The sequence below is a fragment of the Anseongella ginsenosidimutans genome (assembly GCF_008033235.1).
In the GTDB taxonomy this organism is placed as follows: Bacteria; Bacteroidota; Bacteroidia; order Sphingobacteriales; family Sphingobacteriaceae; genus Anseongella; species Anseongella ginsenosidimutans.
In genome coordinates, this window is sequence record NZ_CP042432.1 from 3,793,323 (window position 1) to 3,813,516 (window position 20,194).

At 50.3% G+C, this 20,194-nt stretch carries 15 protein-coding genes and 1 other RNA gene; 14 read left to right on the plus strand and 2 right to left on the minus strand.

Annotated features, from left to right (window positions below; genetic code table 11):
* The first annotated feature begins 125 nt into the window (after positions 1-125).
* The 5 genes from FRZ59_RS15985 to fsa all read left to right on the plus strand — a co-directional run bounded on the left by FRZ59_RS15985 (position 126) and on the right by fsa (position 4,167).
* Entirely contained in the window at positions 126-941 is an 816-nt protein-coding gene (locus FRZ59_RS15985; protein ID WP_132129869.1) for an N-acetylmuramoyl-L-alanine amidase family protein, read from the plus strand.
* 75 nt (positions 942-1,016) lie between these two features.
* Complete coding sequence (locus tag FRZ59_RS15990) at positions 1,017-1,964, plus strand: MlaD family protein (protein WP_132129868.1); 948 nt, start codon at positions 1,017-1,019, stop codon at positions 1,962-1,964.
* Positions 1,965-2,015: 51 nt separating this feature from the next.
* A complete protein-coding gene (locus FRZ59_RS15995; RefSeq protein WP_132129867.1) occupies positions 2,016-3,308 on the plus strand; it encodes a hemolysin family protein in 1,293 nt (430 codons plus the stop codon).
* A 45-nt stretch (positions 3,309-3,353) separates the two neighbouring features.
* Positions 3,354-3,451: signal recognition particle sRNA small type (gene ffs, locus FRZ59_RS16000), an RNA gene on the plus strand.
* 44 nt (positions 3,452-3,495) lie between these two features.
* The gene (gene fsa, locus FRZ59_RS16005; RefSeq protein WP_132129866.1) at positions 3,496-4,167 is read left to right on the plus strand and encodes a fructose-6-phosphate aldolase; all 672 of its coding nucleotides are present in this window, start codon (positions 3,496-3,498) and stop codon (positions 4,165-4,167) included.
* Between the two features lie 239 nt (positions 4,168-4,406).
* Here fsa and rbp read toward each other — a convergent pair whose 3' ends face one another.
* Together rbp and FRZ59_RS16015 are read right to left on the minus strand one after the other, a co-directional pair.
* Positions 4,407-4,697 carry an RNA-binding regulator gene (rbp, locus tag FRZ59_RS16010; protein WP_132129865.1) on the minus strand — a complete coding sequence of 97 codons (291 nt, stop codon included), beginning with the start codon at positions 4,695-4,697 and terminating at the stop codon, positions 4,407-4,409.
* 105 nt (positions 4,698-4,802) lie between these two features.
* Positions 4,803-5,288: a D-glycero-alpha-D-manno-heptose-1,7-bisphosphate 7-phosphatase gene (locus FRZ59_RS16015; protein WP_132129864.1), complete on the minus strand. Its 486-nt coding sequence runs from the start codon at positions 5,286-5,288 to the stop codon at positions 4,803-4,805.
* A 77-nt stretch (positions 5,289-5,365) separates the two neighbouring features.
* Here FRZ59_RS16015 and FRZ59_RS16020 point away from each other — a divergent pair, with 77 nt between their 5' ends.
* The 9 genes from FRZ59_RS16020 to FRZ59_RS16055 all read left to right on the plus strand — a co-directional run bounded on the left by FRZ59_RS16020 (position 5,366) and on the right by FRZ59_RS16055 (position 19,627).
* Positions 5,366-7,438 carry an OPT family oligopeptide transporter gene (locus tag FRZ59_RS16020; protein ID WP_132129863.1) on the plus strand — a complete coding sequence of 691 codons (2,073 nt, stop codon included), beginning with the start codon at positions 5,366-5,368 and terminating at the stop codon, positions 7,436-7,438.
* 6 nt (positions 7,439-7,444) lie between these two features.
* Positions 7,445-8,938: a xylulokinase gene (locus tag FRZ59_RS16025; RefSeq protein WP_132129862.1), complete on the plus strand. Its 1,494-nt coding sequence runs from the start codon at positions 7,445-7,447 to the stop codon at positions 8,936-8,938.
* Between the two features lie 48 nt (positions 8,939-8,986).
* Positions 8,987-11,284, plus strand: coding sequence for a GH92 family glycosyl hydrolase (locus tag FRZ59_RS16030; protein WP_132129861.1), 2,298 nt, complete (start codon positions 8,987-8,989; stop codon positions 11,282-11,284).
* 146 nt (positions 11,285-11,430) lie between these two features.
* Positions 11,431-12,582 (plus strand): xylose isomerase, encoded by a 1,152-nt coding sequence (gene xylA, locus FRZ59_RS16035; RefSeq protein ID WP_349290799.1) that lies wholly within the window; start codon positions 11,431-11,433, stop codon positions 12,580-12,582.
* Positions 12,579-12,746: a hypothetical protein gene (locus tag FRZ59_RS19825; RefSeq protein WP_349290800.1), complete on the plus strand. Its 168-nt coding sequence runs from the start codon at positions 12,579-12,581 to the stop codon at positions 12,744-12,746. Before xylA ends, FRZ59_RS19825 begins: the two co-directional genes overlap by 4 nt.
* 13 nt (positions 12,747-12,759) lie before the next feature.
* Positions 12,760-14,160, plus strand: a complete 1,401-nt coding sequence (locus tag FRZ59_RS16040) for a 3-keto-disaccharide hydrolase (protein WP_132129859.1) — start codon at positions 12,760-12,762, stop codon at positions 14,158-14,160.
* A 10-nt stretch (positions 14,161-14,170) separates the two neighbouring features.
* The gene (locus FRZ59_RS16045; RefSeq protein WP_132129858.1) at positions 14,171-15,508 is read left to right on the plus strand and encodes a Gfo/Idh/MocA family oxidoreductase; all 1,338 of its coding nucleotides are present in this window, start codon (positions 14,171-14,173) and stop codon (positions 15,506-15,508) included.
* Positions 15,509-15,526: 18 nt separating this feature from the next.
* Positions 15,527-16,897 carry a Gfo/Idh/MocA family protein gene (locus FRZ59_RS16050; protein WP_132129857.1) on the plus strand — a complete coding sequence of 457 codons (1,371 nt, stop codon included), beginning with the start codon at positions 15,527-15,529 and terminating at the stop codon, positions 16,895-16,897.
* Between the two features lie 132 nt (positions 16,898-17,029).
* Entirely contained in the window at positions 17,030-19,627 is a 2,598-nt protein-coding gene (locus FRZ59_RS16055) for a phosphoenolpyruvate carboxylase (protein ID WP_132129856.1), read from the plus strand.
* Positions 19,628-20,194 lie beyond the last annotated feature (567 nt).

A 20,194-nucleotide genomic window follows, 5' to 3' on the forward strand; every position in this document is an offset into this window, starting at 1 on the left:
ATGCAGCTTTTTTGTTTCAATGTATTGTTCGAATATTATTTTTGCAAGATAAATTTTAACCGGTCCAAAGTTAAGAAAAGGCTTAGAAAAACTTGTTTTTTGTAAGAAAGGGAAAAAATAGAAAGATGAAAAGGATTTTAGGCGCTTGCACCCTCATTACGTTATTGATATCTACCGCGGCCCTCGCCGGAACAATTGATACGACCAGTATTGGAAAAGAAGATAATTTTTCCGGCGGCTATGCCCTAAAAACAGTAGTACTTGACGCGGGGCACGGGGGGCACGACCCCGGAACCAACTGGGCAGGGGTTTACGAAAAGCACATTGCCCTGTCCATCACTCTGAAAGTGGGCAAGCTGATCAAAGAAAATATGCCGGATGTAAAAGTGATCTACACCCGGGACGATGATACCTTCGTGGAATTATACGAGCGGGCGAATATTGCCAACAGAGCCCATGCAGACCTGTTTATTTCCATTCATTGCAATGCTAATAACAGCACGAGCCCTTACGGAAGCGAAACCTATACACTTGGACTGCACCGTACCGAAGACAATTTCGAAGTCGCAAAGAGAGAGAACCAGGTAATTTACCTGGAAGAAAATTACAAAGAGAACTATCATGGCTTTGATCCCAATTCCCCGGAGTCCTACATTATTTTCTCTCTTTATCAAAGCCAGAACATGGCCAACAGCATTTCCCTGGCTGCCCGGATCCAGCAGGAATTCAAGAGCGCCGGCCGTCATAACCGCGGGGTAAAACAAGCTGGCTTCCTGGTGATCCGGGAAACCTCCATGCCTTCGGTACTGGTAGAAACAGGATTTGTATCCAATGCAAATGAACGAAAGTTCCTGAATTCCTATGAAGGGCAAATGAAGATGGCACGCTCGATCTATAACGCGTTCAAGTCTTATAAGACAAGTGTGGAATCGGCCAATTAGCCGGCCCGACTTGAAATATTTTTCCCGGAAGCAAGGTAAAAACCCTATTTTAGTACGGAATCTTGAATTTTACGTATGAGAATAGCAAAGGAAACTAAAATAGGGATACTGGCGGCGGTGGCTATTGCCACATTGATCATCGGCTATAACTTCCTGAAAGGAAACGATGTATTCTCATCCAGCCAGCAGTTTTATGCAATTTACGACCGCGTTGACGGGCTTACCGCGTCCAAACCAATTTTTGTGAACGGCTTTCAGGTGGGAAGAGTGGCGAAACTGGAATTATTGCCCGGCAAACAGATCCGGGCTACCCTGGAAGTAAACGAGGACATTCCCATTCCCGCCAATACGATCGCAGAGATCCAAAGCACCGACCTGCTCGGATCAAAAGCCATTTACTTCGTACTGGGCAATTCGGATCAAATGGCCGCCGACGGCGATACCCTGGCCTCTAATGTGGAAAAGAGCCTGGCCGAATCCGTCAACCCGGTTAAAGACAAGGCCGTGGTCATGCTTGACAAGATCGACTCTATTCTTACGGCCCTGAACTCGATTATGAATCCACAATTCCAGGAAAACATCAATCAAAGCCTGGTAAGCATTAACAATACGCTGCAATCGCTGGAAAGCACTAGTAAGAAAGTCGATAATATCGTAGGCAGCGGGGCGCAGCGGCTGCAGACTATTCTTGCGAATGTAGAGTCCATCACCACGAATCTCCGCGAAAACAACGAGCAGATCACGGGCATCCTCGCCAATATCGAGCAGGTTACGGATCAGGTGGCCGCGGGCAAGCTCCGGGAAACATTAAACAATGCCAACCAGGCTACCGGACAGCTGGCAGCCATGATGGAAAAGATCCAGAACGGCGAAGGTTCGCTGGGGGCATTGTTGAATGACGAGGCGCTTTACAAGAATCTCAACAATTCCGCGGAAAGCCTCGACAAACTTATGATCGACCTGCGTGAAAACCCCAAAAGGTACGTCCATTTTTCTCTCATCGATTTCGGAAAAAATAAATAAACGCTTTCTCAAAAGGGGGAACCGTATCACGCTCCCGGAAAGCATGCAGGTATGTTAGCTGAAGTATTCATCATTCTTTTTCTGATCCTCCTGAACGGCATTTTCGCCGCTTCAGAGATCGCGCTTGTTTCCAGCCGGAAAACAAGACTGGAGCTATTTATAAAAAAGGGAAACCGTGCAGCAACGGAAGCCATGAAGCTGCACCGTTCGCCAAACAAGTTCCTCTCAACCGTTCAGATCGGCATTACCTTAATCAGCATCCTGACGGGTCTGTACAGCGGGGCCGCCTTTGCGCCGTTTTTTAAACAGTTCTTCGTGGAAATTCCTCTTCTGGCTCCTTATAGCGAAAATATATCGGTGGCGCTGGTGGTTATCATCATTACTTTTTTAACCCTGGTTTTCGGCGAGCTGGTGCCTAAGCGGGTGGGGCTGATCATTCCTGAAAAATTTGCGATGGCGGTTGCCTGGCCAATGACCTTCCTGGGCCGGATGGTAGCGCCCTTTGTCTGGCTGCTCAGCACAACTACCGATCTCATAATCCGCCTTTTCAATATTCGCTCTGACAAAAACCAGGTGACCGAAGAAGAGATCAAAGCGCTTGTAGAAGAAGGTGTGAGCGCCGGCGCGATCGAAGAAATTGAACACCAGATCGTGGACCGGGTATTTAACCTGGGCGACAAGAGGGTGCTTAACCTTATGACTTACCGGAGTGATATTGTCTGGCTGGACATTAACGAAGATCCGGAATTGCATAAAAAGACCATCCTGGAAAGCAACCATAATGTGTACCCTGTCTGCGACGGGGAAATTGACAATATCCTGGGCATCGTTACCGTTAAAAAGCTCCTGAATATTTACCTGGGCGGCGAAAACCCGGGGTTAAAATCACTGCTCAGCCCCGCCTCCTTCATCCATGAGACAGCTTCCGCCTACCAGGTACTGCGGCAATTCAGGCAAAACAAGACACATCACGCCTTTATCATTGACGAATATGGTTCCCTGGAGGGTATGATTACCCTGAATGACCTGCTTTATACGCTGGTAGGCACCATTTCGGGCGATGGCTTTTCAGGAAATGAAAAAGTACAGCGGGAAGACGGCAGCTGGCTGATCGACGGGCAATACCCGCTGACCGACTTTCTGCAGGAGTTCGATCTTTCAGCCGCCGCCGATGAAATCAGGGGAGTAAACACATTAGCCGGCTTTATGATACTGCAGCTCCGGCGCCTGCCTCAAACCGGCGAAAAGCTTACCTGGAATGATCTCGAACTGGAGATAATGGACATGGACGGAAGGCGGATTGATAAAATACTGGTGAGGATCGTGAAAAAAGGAGAGGAATGACAGGGGATCCTTTCATATTCCCTTGCGATTTTCTATCTTTGTGCGGGGTAAGTCTTATACGGCCAGCTCCTGCTGAATCCCCCAGGTCCGGAAGGGAGCAAGGGTAGGCGGTTGAGCGGCGCGATATAAGTAGCTTACCCTTTTTTTATTTCTCTCTGTCAAGTCTGAATAAACAACAAAAAAATATATGAAATTCTTTATAGATACCGCAAACCTTGATCAGATCCGGGAAGCGCAGGATCTCGGGGTACTGAACGGGGTGACCACCAATCCTTCTCTCATGGCGAAAGAAGGGATCACCGGAGAAGAAAATGTCCGGGCGCATTATAAAGCTATTTGCGAAATCGTAGATGGGGATGTAAGCGCTGAAGTGATCGCAACCGACCTGGAAGGCATTATCAGGGAAGGCGAATCCCTTGCGGCGCTTCACCCAAAAATCGTCGTAAAAGTTCCTATGATCCGGGAAGGCGTAAAAGCGCTGAAGTATTTTTCCGGTAAAGGCATCCGCACCAACTGCACGCTGGTATTCTCAGCCGGACAGGCGCTGCTGGCAGCGAAAGCAGGAGCCAGCTATGTCTCCCCTTTCATTGGAAGGCTTGACGATATTTCTACCGACGGCTTGCAACTGATCGAAGATATCCGCCTTATTTACGATAATTACGGATTTGAAACAGAAATACTTGCGGCTTCCGTGCGGCACCCTGTTCACATTCTTGAATGCGCCAAAATAGGCGCTGACGTAATGACGGGACCGCTGTCAGCCATTCTCGCCCTGCTCAATCATCCGTTAACGGATAAAGGGCTGGCCCAGTTCCTGGCGGATCATGCGAAGGCCAATAAACTGCAGGAAACCGCATAAGGCCTCCGGCCGGGCAAAAATTCAGGCATACGGCGAATAAGGGCATTTGCGGCATTTCCTGAGATCTGGTGACCTTTGGAAAGTGACAAAGACCGGCCCTTATAGAAATTATGCCGACCCGCCCGATACAGCAGCTGCAACACGGGCAGTACAGCAGCGACTCAAAACCAAGGGTACTAAAACAAAAAAACTCAGAATTTATCTCTGAGTTTTTTTGTTTCGGAATTATTTTAACCTGATTAGTATCTTCTCGAACCAAAATTGCGCTGAGGCCTTGGAGCCCTCTCTTCGCGCGGACGAGCCTGGTTAACCACCATGGTACGTTCACCAAGGGTTTGTTCATTGAGACTGTCAATGGCTTGTTGCGCCTCAGACTCTTCCGGCATTTCAAGGAATGCGTATCCTTTACTCCTGCCTGTGTCTCTGTCACGAACAATTTTAACAGAATCTACGCTTCCGTATTGTTCGAATACTTCCTTTAGCTCTTCTTCAGAGATTTTGTAACTTAAGTTACCTACATAAATGTTCATAAAAAAAATTTAAATAACGCTGCTGCCTCCAGGCATGATCTACAACTTCTGTAAAGGTACAGAAATAAAAAACAAAAAACCTAATGTTGGTAAAAAATTAAATTTTTAATTTATTTCGTCCATAATACTCAGCAGGGACTGATCGCTTTCGATCAAAATTCCATGAATTCCCACTTTTTCAGCGGCCTCCACATCCCGCTCCCTGTCCCCGATCAAATAGGAACGCGAAGGATCAATATCAAACCTGGCCAGCGCTTTTTCCAGCATTAGCGAACCTGGTTTTCTGCAGAGCGAGTTCCCCGTATGCAGGGGATGCTGCGGAGAATAATAGATTTCGCTCAGCGTTACCCCTTCCCTGCTTAATTCTTCCCTGAGTTTTTCATGCATGCGATGCAGCACTTCATGGCTGTACCAGCCTTTGGCGATCCCTCCCTGATTAGTTACCACGATCAACAGGAATCCTCTGTCCCGGAGTATCCTCAATGCCTTTGCTACGTCCGGCAATACCTCAAAATCTTCCAGCCGGCAAACGTAATCTCCCAGTTCCCGGTTCAAAACACCATCACGATCTAAAAAGACTGCTTTATTCATGGATGTAAAACAAGGAAATTAAATTTTATTTGCCAACTTACGGCATTTGAATATTTTTACAACCTAATCTTTCATAAATGCCCCAGGAAACGGAAAACCTAAAGCCCTATATTGCTGCCGAAACCCGTATTGCCGAGTTGACGGTTAAAGCCGTCCTCATCGGCGCCCTATTCGGCATTATCTTCGGGGCTTCCACAGTGTACCTGGCCCTGAAAGCCGGCCTGACCGTAACAGCTTCCATTCCCATTGCCGTGCTGGCCATTTCGCTGGGCAAAAAGATCTTCCGGACCACCATCCTGGAAAACAATATCATTCAAACCACTGGTTCTGCCGGAGAATCAATAGCTGCCGGCGTGGTATTCACCCTGCCGGGATTCCTTTTTTTAACGGCAGGAACAGGCGGCGAAAGCATCGGGAGCCAGTATTTCGCGTACTGGACAATTTTCTCCCTGGCGGCGCTTGGCGGCGTATTGGGCACCCTGATGATGATCCCCCTGCGCCGCTCCCTGATCGTCAGGGAACATCATGCACTTCCCTACCCGGAAGGAACGGCCTGCGCCTCGGTATTGATCGCCGGTGAAAAAGGCGGAGAATTCGCCCGCACCGCCTACCTGGGACTGGGAGTTGCCACTCTTTATGCCATTCTGCAAAAGATTTTCCAGGTAATTGCCGCAACGCCGGGCCTGGTCAGCCGCCAAACCAGTAAATTTTTCCCTTCCGCTACGCTGAATGCCGACATTACACCGGAATACCTGGGAGTAGGCTATATCATCGGACCCAGGATCGCGGGCGTTCTGGTGGCCGGCGGGGTTCTCGCCTGGCTGGGCCTGATCCCGCTTCTGGCCTCCGTGATGCCTATGGAAACGATCGCCGCCCAGCTGGTAAAGCTTGGCTATCTTTCAGATATCGCCACGCCGGGCGGAGCGGGAGGCTGGGATCCGCAAACCCGGACCTTTGCCGACACTCCCGGGGCCATTTACACGGCCTACATCCGGCAGATAGGCGCCGGGGCGGTTGCCGCGGGAGGATTCATGACATTACTTAAAACCATTCCCACTATTATCAGCTCGTTCAGGGAAAGCCTTGGTTCCATTCGTGCCGGGGATACGGAAGGGAAAAAACGTACCCAGGATGATCTTTCCTTCAAAATAGTCATTTTCGGATCGCTGGCGCTGGTCGTCCTGATCATGCTGCTGCCCCAGATACCGGGCGGCACGTGGTATAACAAACTGCTGCTGGCCTTTCTCATCGTCGTATTCGGCTTCTTCTTCGTCACCGTTTCCAGCCGCATCGTGGGCTTGATCGGCACCAGTTCCAACCCGGTATCCGGCATGACCATTGCCACCCTGATGGGAACCTGCCTGATCTTTATCGCATTTGGCCTTACCGGAAGCGCCTTTGAACCTATGGTGCTGGTAGTCGGCAGCATGATCTGTATTGCCGCGGCGAATGCGGGAAATACTTCCCAGGATCTGAAAACAGGATATATCCTGGGCGCGACTCCTAAGTTCCAGCAAATCGCGTTGTTTATCGGGGTACTTGTTTCGTCCGTAGCTGTTGGGGTGACCATCAATATTCTTGACCAGCCCACACCGGATATGGCGGCAGCAGGCATTCAGCATGCGATCGGAACTACCGAATATCCCGCTCCCCAGGGCACCCTGATGGCGACCCTCATCAGGGGCCTGCTTTCGTTTAACCTGGATTGGCAATTTGTGCTGGTAGGCGTTTTCCTGGCGCTGACCATTGAACTTTGCGGGGTCAGCTCGCTGTCTTTTGCCGTAGGCGCTTACCTTCCCCTGTCCACTACCCTGCCGATCTTTGCGGGAGGGGCGGTGAGGGCGCTGGTGAATTTACGGACAAGGAATAAAAAGCAAAGCCTGGCGGAAGAGGAATTAGGCAAAGGAAACCTCTTTGCAACCGGGCTGGTAGCAGGCGGAGCCCTTGCCGGCGTACTCATTGCTTTGCTTAGTTCTTCCGATGCGGTTTATATTTGGCTTGAAAACACGGGCCAGGCCGTTTCCTCGCGCCTTAGTGAATTCTTCGGCAATGGAGGATACCAGTTATTAGGCGTAGCGTTCTTTGCCCTCATGGCAGGGATCCTGTATAAAACGGGTGTCCGGAAACAAGAGGTTGATCTAAAAAAATAAGTAGTAATGAAAAGGTACCTGTTAGGATTCGATATAGGCAGTTCGTCCATAAAAGCAGCTTTAGTGGATGCGGAGACGGGAAAGACTGCAGCCCATGCATTTTCGCCGGAAACGGAAATGCCCATCAGCAGCCCCCGCCCCGGCTGGGCCGAACAACACCCGGAAAGCTGGTGGCAGGAAGTTATCAGCGTAAGCGGCAAGCTGAGAAGGCAGCTGGATTTTAAGCCGGAAGAAATAGCGGCGATCGGAATTTCTTACCAGATGCACGGCCTGGTGCTTGTTGATAAAGATCAGCAGGTTTTGCGTCCTTCTATCATTTGGTGCGACAGCAGGGCAGTAGCAGCAGGAAACCAGGCTTTCGGAGACCTGGGAAAAAAGTTCTGCCTGGAGCATTTCCTTAATTCCCCGGGGAACTTCACGGCTTCCAAACTGAAATGGGTACGGGAAAATGAGCCCCTGGTGTATGAAAAAACGGACAAGTTCATGCTTCCCGGTGATTTCATTGCCATGAAAATGTCCGGCGAAGCCTGTACCACTTATTCTGGCCTTTCTGAAGGCATTCTCTGGGACTTCCTGGAAGAAAAACCCGCTCAATCTCTGCTCGATCATTATGGCATCGATGCCCGCCTGATCGCTACTCCCAAACCAACGTTTTCCATACAGGGGCACTTGCAGGAAGGACCTGCAGAACTCCTTGGCCTGAAAGCAGGCATTCCCATCGCCTACCGTGCGGGCGATCAGCCAAACAATGCATTCTCCCTGAACGTACTGGAACCCGGGGAAGTCGCCGCTACGGCCGGAACTTCCGGGGTAGTTTACAGCATCAGTGACAAAAACGTCCATGATAAACAGTCCCGTGTAAATCCTTTCGCCCATGTAAACCATACGCCGGCGCATAAACGTCTGGGTATCCTTTTATGTATAAACGGTACCGGTATTCTAAATTCATGGGTTCGGAAGAATTTCGGCAGCGATCTTAGTTACGAGGAAATGAACCTGCTGGCTTCCCGGGTTCCGCCGGGAGCGGATGGCGTCAGTATTCTGCCCTTTGGCAACGGCGCCGAACGAATGCTTGAAAACCGCTATACCGGCTCCGTGATCAGCGGGCTCGATTTTAATAATCACGAGCGCGGCCACGTTTTCCGGGCCGCCCAGGAAGGCATTGCCTTCGCTTTCCGATACGGCATGGAACTCATGCAGCAATTGGGCACGGATACCCGCGTGATCCGCGCCGGCAACGCCAATATGTTCCTCAGCCCCGTGTTCCGGGAAACACTTTCCAGCCTCACCGGCGCTACGATTGAATTATATGACACGGACGGCGCCGCAGGCGCTGCCAGGGGCGCCGGTGTAGGCGCAGGAATTTACTCATCTCCTTCCGAAGCCGGCCGGTACCTTCAGCGCATTAACCTCGTAGCGCCGCAGCAATCACAGGCCGGGGCGCTGGAAGAAGCTTACCAGGCATGGAAATTACAATTGCTGGAAAAACTGCAGGCATAAGCAAGACATACAGCGGCCGGATCTTAGGAAAGTAAATTGTTAACAAGAATGAACGGAACTTTCAGGGCATTTGCCCTTATATTTCTTTATATGGGCAGCTCCTGCAGCCAGGCGCAGCAAACCAAACAGGATTATACGCAATACGTAAATACCTTCATTGGAACAGCTCCTCTTACCGATCCTGATTTCATAGGTTATACGCCCCCCGAAGGCTGGCGGGTTTGGGCGGGCCTTACCTACCCCGGCTCTTCCCTGCCCAACGCCATGGTGCAGCTGAGCCCCGTTACCGAATACGGGACAGGCGCAGGCTACCAGTATGAGGACGGAGAGATAATTGGCTTTACCCATACAAACAAGGGCCACTGGAACCTGTGCAATATTCCTATTCTTCCCCTTTCCGGCGATGCCCGCTTTCCTTATGCATCCTCCTTTAGTCATGACCAGGAAAGGGCATCCCCTGCATACTATGAAGTATTCCTGGAAGACTATAAGGTGAACGCAAGGCTCAGTTCCACGCTACGCTGCGGCATACATGAATATACCTGGGAAGACCCTGCCGCCGGCCGCCGGATCCTCTTCGACCTGGGTAAGGCGAACAACCGCGTATCAGACTGGGAAATAAATACGGTTTCAGCTAACGAGCTGGAGGGCTTCCAGCGCGTAGGCAATGATAAGATCCATTTTTATGTAAGGCTGAGCCAGCCTGTGGAAGACCTGGAAGTGGTCCGCATGGGTGAACGGGACGGTTATGCCATCGTAAAGCTGGCCGGCGGCGGGAAAGCGGCCGGTGAGGAAAACCAAGATACAGAAGACCCAGGTACGGAAGGCCCGGTTGAAGAAGCGGCAGGTGAGGAAACTGCTAATGAGAAAGACCTGGCCGGTAAAGAAGGATCCGGCGCGCAGAATGGGCCCGTTCTGCTAAAGATCGGCCTGTCCTATGTCAGCGCAGTCAATGCCGCCGAAAACCTCCGGGAAGAAATAGGATCGAAATCCTTTGAGGATATCCACAGCGAAGGCAGGGAGGCCTGGAATGCCCTGCTTTTGAAAATAGCTATAAAAGGAGGGACTGAAAAGCAGAAAGAGCTTTTTTACAGCTCGCTGTACCGATCATTTCTCTGGCCGGCCCTTAGAAGTGATATAAACGGGCAGTTCCGGGACGTAAAGGGAAAGGTACAACAGGAAGACTTTAATTATTATACCAACCCTTCGTTCTGGGATACCTACCGGAACAAGCTGGTATTGCTCAGTATTGTTTCGCCCCGCGTCACGGAAGACGTGATCAAATCACTCATTGACAAAGGTGAAAAAACCGGCTTTATCCCTACCTTTTTCCACGGAGATCATGCCGCAGCTTTCATTGCAGGCACTTACCTGCGCGGGTCCCGTGGCTTTGACGCGGAAAAGGCCTTCGGCCTGCTGCTGAATAACGCTTATAAGGAAGGCGGGAGCAGGCCTTATATCAGCGAGTATATAGAAAAGGGGTATATTTCGGACCCTGACGTGGAACATCCGCATGTAGAAACCAAAGGGAAGGCAGGTGTGAGCAAAACCCTGGAATATGCCTACGACGATTATTCCCTTGCCCTCCTGGCAGCGGCGCTGGACGATACCCTTCATTACCGGGAACTGATGGATCGCTCCGGGAATTACCGGAATGTATTCGATACAAGGGTCAATTTTATGAGAGGAAAGCTGGAGAACGGTGCGTGGATCCAGCCGTTCAACCCGGAATATCCTTATTACGAATATATGTACCGGGAAGCCAGCGCCTGGCAGGTATCCTTTTACGTACCCCATGACATGCCCGGCCTGATTGAATTATACGGCGGCAAGGAGGCATTTGAAGCTAAACTGGATTCCCTCTTCACACTTCCCTGGAACCCTGACTACATTGCGCGCAACGTTTCCAGCTTCCTGGGCCAGTACAGCCAGGGTAATCAGCCGGATCATGAAGCTCCCTTTGCCTATTATTTCATCGGGAAGCCCGCGAAATCCCAGAGAGTGATTGATACGCTCCTTGAAAATTACTATGGGGTCGGGGAAGAAGAGCTTGCCCTGCCCGGCATGGACGACGCGGGAGAAATGTCCTCCTGGTATGTGTTCGCTTCCCTGGGCCTCTACCCCTACTCCCCCGCTGATCCCGAATACCTTGTATCCGTGCCGGTGTTCGATGAAGTAGCATGGAAACTTGAGAACGGAAAATCAGTAATCATCCGCAAAAGCGGGAAAAGCAGGAAGATGAGCCGGATCCTGGTGAATGGAAAAGAAAACGAGGGGTATTTCATTCCCCATGACCTGTTCCTCAAAGGCGGGACCATAGAAGTACAAACGGCGCCCCGGAACTAATCCCTGCGCGAAGGCAGCAAAGTTATTCACGCAAAGGCGATCATTTTTTCGAAATTAATTTTTAAATCGATTGCACAATTTTTATCTTGGGAAAAATTTATTACCGGGGATGGGTTTTGTAACTTGCAGAAAGAAAAACAAATTGTATGATTGACACTAAGTATTTTACAGGAATCCAAAAGATTGGTTATGAAGGTCCGGAGTCAGATAATCCGTTGGCTTTCAAGCATTACGACGAGAACCGGGTAATTGCCGGAAAGTCTTTAAAAGAACACCTGCGGTTTGCAGTAGCCTACTGGCATACCTTCTGTAATACCGGAGGGGACCCCTTCGGCCCTGGTACCAAAGCCTTCCCCTGGGATGCGAAGGCAGATGCGGTAGACCGCGCAAAAGACAAGATGGATGCTGCTTTCGAGTTTATTTCCAAGATCGGCATTCCTTATTATTGCTTTCATGACATTGACCTGGTGGATGAAGGGTCCTCGGTGGCCGAATATGAACGGCGCCTTCGCGCCATTGTGGATCATGCAAAGGAAAAACAGGCGCAAACCGGTATTAAACTCTTATGGGGCACGGCCAATGTTTTTTCCAATCCCCGCTATATGAACGGCGCGGCTACCAATCCGGATTTTTCAGCGGTAGCTTATGCAGGCGCGCAAGTTAAAAACGCCATAGACGCTACCATTGAGCTGGGAGGCGAAAATTATGTTTTCTGGGGCGGCCGCGAAGGTTATATGAGCCTGCTGAATACCAATATGAAAAGGGAACTGGAACATATGGGCCGTTTCCTGGGGATGGCAAGGGATTATGCCCGCAAACAAGGGTTCAAGGGAACTTTTCTTGTGGAACCCAAGCCCTGCGAACCTACCAAACACCAATATGACTACGATTCAGCCACGGTGATCGGTTTCCTGAACCAGCATGGCCTCGAAAAGGATTTCCAGCTGAATATCGAAGTCAATCACGCTACCCTGGCCGGACATACGTTCCAGCATGAATTACAGGTAGCAGCCGATGCAGGAATGCTGGGCAGCATTGACGCAAACCGGGGCGATTACCAGAACGGCTGGGATACGGACCAGTTCCCTACTGACCTGAACGAACTGACCGAAGCAGCGCTGATCATCCTGGAAGCAGGCGGTTTCAAAACGGGCGGTGTTAACTTTGACGCCAAGACCCGCCGGAACTCGACCGACCTCGAAGATATCTTCCATGCCCACATCGGCGGAATGGATGCCTTTGCGAGGGCTTTTATTACCGCTGACCGGATCCTTTCCGCTTCCCCCTCAAAAAAATGAAACAGGAGCGCTATGCCTCTTTTGATTCTGGAAAAGGAAAAGCCTTTGAAGACGGGCAGCTGAGCCTGGAAGACCTTCGGAACCATGCGGCTGAACAGGGAGAGCCCGCCCTTACGAGCGGCAGGCAGGAATTATATGAAAATATAATAAACCAATACATATAAAAACTCTATTACAATGTCCAAAAAACAGATAAAGCCCGTCCTGGCAACTATCCTGGCAGGAATGGGCCTGCTTGCAACAATGATCTCCTGCACCTCTTCTACGGGCGGCCAGAAAGACGACGGCTGGGTTGACCTTTTTAACGGGAAGGACCTGAGCGGCTGGGAACAGGTGAACGGCACGGCGGAATACCGCGTGGAAAACGGGGAAATTGTAGGCACTACCGTTACGGGCAGTCCGAATAGCTTCCTGGCTACCGACCGGGAGTACGGGGACTTCATCCTGGAACTGGAATTCATGGTAGATTCCACGATCAATTCCGGCATCCAGTTCAGAAGCATTCACGATAGTTCGGTGATGAAGGGCCGGGTACACGGTTACCAGTTTGAACTGGATCCTTCAGACCGTGCCTGGTCCGCGGGGATTTATGACGAGGCCCGCCGCGGATGGCTTTACCCCCTTTCCCTGAATCCCGAAGCGCAGGGAGCTTTTAAGCAAGGGGAATGGAACAAAGCCCGCATCGAGTGCATTGGCAGTTCCATCCGTACCTGGCTGAACGGCGTACCGGCGGCTAACCTTCAGGATGACCTCACCCTGAGCGGCCTCATTTGCCTCCAGGTGCATTCCATTGGAAACAATGAAAATGAAGTGGGTAAAGAGATCCGCTGGCGCAATATCCGGATCAAAACTGAAAACCTTCAGCCTTCGGCGCCCGATGATATTTTCGTAGTGAATAACTTGCCGAACTCGATTTCCGAACAGGAAAAAGCGCAGGGATGGACGCTGCTCTGGGACGGCAAAACCACCGAAGGCTGGAGAGGCGCTCACAAGGAAACATTTCCCGAATCTGGCTGGACCATTAAAGAAGGCGTACTTTGCGTGGAAGAATCCGATGGTGCCGAATCCCAGAACGGCGGTGATATTGTGACCACCGGCGAGTACAGTACTTTCGAACTCCAGCTTGATTTTAAACTTACCGAAGGCGCCAACAGCGGCATTAAATACTTTGTTACCGAAAATTACGACGTAAAAAATGCCTCTGCCATCGGGCTGGAATACCAGCTGCTGGATGACAAGAATCATCCGGACGCGAAAATGGGACGCAACGGCAATCGCACGCTGGCTTCCCTGTATGACCTGATCAAAGCCGACAAGGAAGGGCGCTTCGTACGCGGGCCGGGAGAATGGAACCATGCCCGCCTCGTCGTAAACCCCGACAATAAGGTGGAACACTGGCTCAACGGCAGGAAAGTAGTGGAATACGTACGCGGATCCCAGGAATTCCGCGACCTGGTCGCTATCAGCAAATACAAGGACTGGGAAAATTTCGGGGAAGCCGAAAAAGGGCATATCCTGATCCAGGACCACGGCAACAACGTTTGCTTTAAAAGCATTAAGATCAGGGAGCTGAAGTAAGAAAACCAAAATGACAGTAAGAAGAAGAGATTTTATCAAAACCTCAGCGCTGGCGGGCGCCGGAATTGGCTTGGGCGCGCTTAATTTCCCGCTGTTTGGCAAAAACGCACCGAATGAAAAGCTGGTGGCCGGCATCATGGGAACCAACAGCCGCGGTGGCCACCTGGCCGGCGTGCTGGCCGGAATGGACGGAGTGGAAGTAGGTTATATTTGCGACGTGGAAGAAAAAGCACTAGCCAAAGGCGTAAAGGCGGTGACCGATAAAGGCGGCAAAGCTCCTAAAACCTTTTCCGACGTCCGGAAGCTGCTGGAAGAAAAGGCGCTGGACGTGCTGGTGATCGCCGCTCCCGACCATTGGCATGCACCTGCAGCTATTCTTGCCTGTCAGGCCGGGAAACACGTATATGTGGAAAAGCCCTGCTCGCAAAATCCTTTTGAAGGGGAACTACTTATTGAAGCTTCCCGTAAGTACGATAAGTTCGTGCAAATGGGAAACCAGCGCCGTTCCTGGGATAAAATAATGGAAGCCATCGGGCTGGTCCACGAAGGGATTATCGGGAAAGCCTACTTTGCGCGCGGCTGGTATGCGAATAACCGGGGGCCCATTAACTTTGGCAAGGAGGTTCCGGCGCCACCCAATCTGGACTGGGACTTGTGGCAGGGGCCTGCCCCGCGTAAAAACTATCGCGATAACATCGTACACTATAACTGGCATTGGTTCTGGCACTGGGGTACCGGGGAAGCCTGCAATAACGGGACGCATGAAATAGATTGCATGCGCTGGGCCCTTGATGTAGATTATCCTACCAAGGTCGTATCCGCCGGAGGGCGCTACCAGTACCGTGGCCAGGATGACTGGCAAACCACCGATACCCAGGTGATCAGCATTGAGTTCGGAGAAGAAAAAGCCCTTACCTGGGAAGGCCGCAGCTGCAATAAATTCCCCGTACAGGGAAGCGGCAGGGGTTTTATCGTTTACGGTGAAAAAGGCACGCTGGTAACCGACGGCGGAAACAGCTACGAATTCTATGACCAGGACAATAAACTGATCAAAAAGAAGGAATCATCCGACAAGGCCGATTCAACGAACGTGGTAAGCCCCGGCGGGGCAGGCCTGGATGCCGTACATCTTAATAATTTCCTGGAAACCGTCCGCGGCAACGCCTCACTCCATTCTGATATTGAAGAAGGGCATAAAAGCGTGCTTCTATGCCACCTTGGCAATATTTCTCAGCGTGTGGGCCGCGCGCTTCACCTGGATCCGTCCAATGGCCATATTAAAGGAGACAAAGAAGCCATGAAGCTATGGCAGCGCTCTTACGAAAAAGGATGGAACCCGAATGTGTAAACCCTAATCTTTATAATTATGAATGCTAAGAATACCTCCAGGAGACAATTCATCAGGCTGTCGGCAGCCGGCGGCGCCGGCTTTATGATGGGCGCCATGGGTTTCTCCAAAAGCAGCTACGCACGCATCCTGGGCGCTAATGACCGGGTGAACGTAGGCGTTGTAGGCTTTTCAGACCGGTTCAGGTCTTCCCTCCTGCCCTCCTTCGTTTCATCCAGCAAGGAGCTGAACTTTGATATAATTGCGGTATCGGACATCTGGAACCGCAGACGGGAAGAAGGGAAAGCGCAGATCGCCGAAAAGATCGGCCATTCCGTACAGGCCTGCGTAAACAATGAGGAATTATACAAAATAAAGGACCTGGACGCGGTAATCATTGCTACCGCGGACTTTCAGCATGCCTATCATACGGTAGAGGCCATAGAAAACAACTGCGATGTCTATTGCGAAAAACCTTTCGCCGAGACCATGGCCGACGCCAAAGCAGCGTTGAAGGCGGTGAAGGGCTCTGACAGGGTATTCCAGGTAGGCACCCAGCGCCGTAGCGGCTCCAATTATCACGCAGCCGCCAATTTCATCCAGGATGGGAAGTTTGGCCCTATCACCATCGTGGAAATGTCCTGGAACGTAAACCAGCCCGGACGCTGGCGCCGCCCGGAACTGGTAGCTGCCATCAGGGAATCCGATACCGATTGGGGCAGGTACCTGGTGAGCCGTCCAAAAGATACATGGGATCCGCGAAAATACCTTGAGTATCGCCTTTTCTGGCCTTATTCCTCCGGGATCTTCGGGCAGTGGATGACACACCAGATAGATACCGTTCACTGGTTCAGCGGTTTGAAACATCCACGCAACGTGGTAGCCAACGGCGGTATTTACCAGTGGAAAGATGGGCGCAGCAATGCCGATACGCTCACAGCCGTATTTGAGTACGGCCCGGAAGACCAGCCTGACACCGGCTTCCAGGTTGTCTACAGCTCCCGTTTCCATAATTCGGCCGGGGGCATCAAGGAATTATATTATTCCAACGGCGGCATGATAGACATTGACAATAATAAGGTATCCCCCAACGGAGGATTGCAGGAAAACCATGCAAGCGCTATGGGAATGAAACCAAATCTGCTCCCGGAAATAGAACTGGCCTCCGAGGCCCAGAAAGTGGAGACGGCCGCCAATACCGGCGGTGACTCTCTTACCTGGTCCCATGTACGGAACTGGATGGAATGCGTACGTGCCCGGGAAAAGGCCACCAACGCACCCATCGAAGCGGCATATTCGCATTCTATTGCGCTGATTATGGCCAATGCCGCTTACCGTACCGGCGAAAAAGCGACTTTCGACGAAAAGAAACAGGAAGTCATGGCCGGCAACAAGCTATTCGTTTACTAGTACTTTCGGATAATTAAGAATTCAGCCCCGTTTGGGGCTTTTTATTGACATAAACTCAAAAAATTCAGCACTTTTTTGTTACTTTGCAGGGCAGAATCGTGTTCGTTAACAAAATAAAAATCTCCCGACAATATGAACCCCAGTCAGGCTTTGGAAAATTTCAACCAGGATGTTGTTGCCAAGTACCAGATTTACAATAGCCTGTTCCTGACATTACCATTTAAGGATGTTGCCAATACGGCCGTTATATTACCCTTGCTTGCCAGTCATTGTGAGAATGGTTTTGAAAAGGGAAAAAATCCAAGGCAGATCATTGATGATTTTTTCAGCCAGCATACAGGGCTGAAAACCGAAAAAGAAAAAATTGACGTTCTCTTCCGTTTTATCCAGTTCATTGAACGGCAGGTGGTGCTTTTTGATTCCATCGAAGATGCCGCTTTTTCCAATGTGAATGACCTGGAAGGCGTAGGCAGCCTGCGCTACCTTTTCACGGAAACCCAGCAAAAAAAACGCGTAGACCAGCTCAAGAATAAGATGGAGGACTTCAAAGTCCGCCTGGTGCTTACCGCTCATCCTACCCAGTTTTACCCTGGAGCTGTACTTGGCATCATTACCGACCTGGCGCAAGCCATCAAGGAAAATGACCTGACTTCTATTAACCTGCTCCTTCAGCAATTGGGCAAGACACCTTTTTTCAAAAAGGAACAGCCTACGCCCTATGATGAAGCGATAAGCCTTATTTGGTACCTGGAGAATATTTTTTACAAGGCGATCGGCAATATTTACAGGGAAATAAAATCGCATATGCCCGAAGACGGCGAAAGCGTAACCGTGAACAATATTTTTGACCTTGGTTTCTGGCCGGGCGGCGACCGGGACGGCAATCCTTACGTGGACGCCGAAACCTCCCTGCGCGTAGCCGACAGCCTCCGCGTGGCCGTACTGAAATGCTATAGCCGCGATCTGCGCCGGCTCAGAAGAAGGCTGACCTTCAACCAGGTTGACAAAGTAATTGGCGAGCTGGAAGAAAAGATGTACGACATTTCTTTCCTGCAGAAAGACCCCTCCATCCTCCCGACAGACGAGCTGTTTCAAAAGCTGCTGGAGATACGGGACATTGTCATAAGACAGCATAATTCCCTGTTCATAGATCAGCTGGACAGCCTCATCAGCAAAGTAAGGCTGTTCGGTTATCATTTTGCTACGCTGGATATACGCCAGGACAGCCGGGTACATCACCAGGTGTTGCTGAACATCATCCGGCAGTATAAAAAGAACACAGGCAATGACCTGCTGCCCCCGGATTTTGCCGAATTACCTTCGGGACAGCAAATTGAGTTACTGAGTAAGGTGGAAGGCAAACTGAATCCGGATATCTTTGATGATAAGATCACCCGCGACACCCTTGAATCCATTTACGCGATCAAGACCATCCAGGAAAAGAACGGGGAGCGCGGGGCCAACCGGTACGTAATCAGCAATTGCCAGAGTGTGCTGAATGTCATGGAGATATACGCCATGATCCGCTTATGCGGCTGGAGCCGGGAAGAAGTAAAAATTGATATTATCCCGCTGTTTGAAACCATCGACGACCTGGTGAATGCGCCGGACATCATGGAAGAGTTATACCGGAATCCATACTATGCCGAACATCTTCGCCGCAGGGGTAACCGGCAAACGATCATGCTCGGTTTTTCCGACGGCACCAAGGACGGCGGATACCTGATGGCCAACTGGTCTATTTATAAAGCGAAAGAGGCATTATCGGCGGTATCATACAAATATGGCATTAAAGTGTCGTTTTTCGACGGACGGGGCGGCCCTCCTGCCCGCGGCGGCGGAAAAACTCATAAGTTTTACTCCTCGCTGGGTACGGAAATCGAAACCGCCGAGATCCAGCTCACCGTACAGGGGCAGACCATCAGCTCCAATTTCGGCACGATTGAATCGGCGCGCTTTAACATGGAACAGCTCCTTACCGCCGGTATCTCCAATGAATTATTCGCTGACACCAAGTACCAGCTTAGCGACGAAGACAAAAATCTGCTTCAGGAGCTGGGCGACCTGGCATACGACTCCTATAAGGAACTAAAAGCTCATCCGAAATTCATCGAATACCTGGTAAGGGTAGGTACGCTGAAATACTATGGGAAAACCAATATCGGCAGCCGCCCTACCAGCCGCAAAAAATCAGACGTTTTCCGCTTCGAAGATCTGCGCGCCATTCCTTTCGTCGGCTCCTGGAGCCAGCTGAAACAAAATGTACCCGGCTTTTACGGGGTGGGCACCGCCTTGTCCCGGTTCGAGGAAATGGGGAAAATGGATGCAGCCAGGCGCTTGTACAAAAAATCCGAATTCTTCCGGACGCTCATTGATAACAGCATGATGTCCATGTCAAAATCCTATTTCCCCCTTACCCATTACCTGGAAAAGGATCCCGAGTTCGGCGAATTCTGGAAGAAATTGTACAGCGAATTTAAGCTCACGAAAAAATATCTGCTCGACGTTTCCGGCTCAGATGAATTAATGGACAGTTATCCCGTAGAAAGAGCGTCCATCAAAATCCGGGAAAGGATTGTGCTGCCCCTGCTCACTATTCAGCAGTATGCACTTAACCGTCTCCACGAACTCGAAAACAATGATCAGGACCCTGAATTACGGGCAACGTACGAGAAAATGGTAACCCGTTCGCTCTACGGCAATATCAACGCCGCGCGGAATTCAGCTTAATGTTGCTTTGCAACGGTTTAAAGTTTATAGTTTAAGGTTTTTAGGTTATAGTCTCTAGTTTAGAAGTCACAGTTTATAGTTTGGGGTTTAAGTTTGTAGCTTCGAGTTTTTTATTAGCGCTTATAGTTTCGAGCTTAAAGCATCTACCTTAAGTCTTCTAGTTTGGACTTTTTAGCTTTAGGCTTAAATTTTTAATTATTGGTTCGTTGTTGATGGCCATAGTCATTAGCTCGGCCTTTTTAGTCATTGCTTCAAGTTTAGTTAGTTTCTGAAGTTTTGGCACTAGTATTCAACTCGCTTCTCGTTTGTCATTAATGGTTAGTTTGAGTTTTTGCTATTTCTTTTTTGGTGGTTTGCACAAGCTTGTTGGTGGTTTGCGCAGGCTTAGACAAAAGCCCAGGCATGCAATTTCGAAGGTTGAATCCGGAGAACTCCTAAACACCCGGTAAACGTTAGGATTTGGTTCCAAAGGCAGAACCCAAAAACCCTTACAAACTACAAACTAAACAACCCAATAAAACAAATTCCGAAGGCAGAACCCAAAAACCCTAAAAACTACAAACTACA

Coding starts and splice junctions, on each gene's coding strand:
- FRZ59_RS15985 (WP_132129869.1), top strand. CDS start 126: ATGAAAAGGATTTTAGGCGCTTGCACCCTCATTACGTTATTGATATCT.
- FRZ59_RS15990 (WP_132129868.1), top strand. CDS start 1,017: ATGAGAATAGCAAAGGAAACTAAAATAGGGATACTGGCGGCGGTGGCT.
- FRZ59_RS15995 (WP_132129867.1), top strand. CDS start 2,016: ATGTTAGCTGAAGTATTCATCATTCTTTTTCTGATCCTCCTGAACGGC.
- fsa (WP_132129866.1), top strand. CDS start 3,496: ATGAAATTCTTTATAGATACCGCAAACCTTGATCAGATCCGGGAAGCG.
- rbp (WP_132129865.1), bottom strand. CDS start 4,697: ATGAACATTTATGTAGGTAACTTAAGTTACAAAATCTCTGAAGAAGAG.
- FRZ59_RS16015 (WP_132129864.1), bottom strand. CDS start 5,288: ATGAATAAAGCAGTCTTTTTAGATCGTGATGGTGTTTTGAACCGGGAA.
- FRZ59_RS16020 (WP_132129863.1), top strand. CDS start 5,366: ATGCCCCAGGAAACGGAAAACCTAAAGCCCTATATTGCTGCCGAAACC.
- FRZ59_RS16025 (WP_132129862.1), top strand. CDS start 7,445: ATGAAAAGGTACCTGTTAGGATTCGATATAGGCAGTTCGTCCATAAAA.
- FRZ59_RS16030 (WP_132129861.1), top strand. CDS start 8,987: ATGAACGGAACTTTCAGGGCATTTGCCCTTATATTTCTTTATATGGGC.
- xylA (WP_349290799.1), top strand. CDS start 11,431: ATGATTGACACTAAGTATTTTACAGGAATCCAAAAGATTGGTTATGAA.
- FRZ59_RS19825 (WP_349290800.1), top strand. CDS start 12,579: ATGAAACAGGAGCGCTATGCCTCTTTTGATTCTGGAAAAGGAAAAGCC.
- FRZ59_RS16040 (WP_132129859.1), top strand. CDS start 12,760: ATGTCCAAAAAACAGATAAAGCCCGTCCTGGCAACTATCCTGGCAGGA.
- FRZ59_RS16045 (WP_132129858.1), top strand. CDS start 14,171: ATGACAGTAAGAAGAAGAGATTTTATCAAAACCTCAGCGCTGGCGGGC.
- FRZ59_RS16050 (WP_132129857.1), top strand. CDS start 15,527: ATGAATGCTAAGAATACCTCCAGGAGACAATTCATCAGGCTGTCGGCA.
- FRZ59_RS16055 (WP_132129856.1), top strand. CDS start 17,030: ATGAACCCCAGTCAGGCTTTGGAAAATTTCAACCAGGATGTTGTTGCC.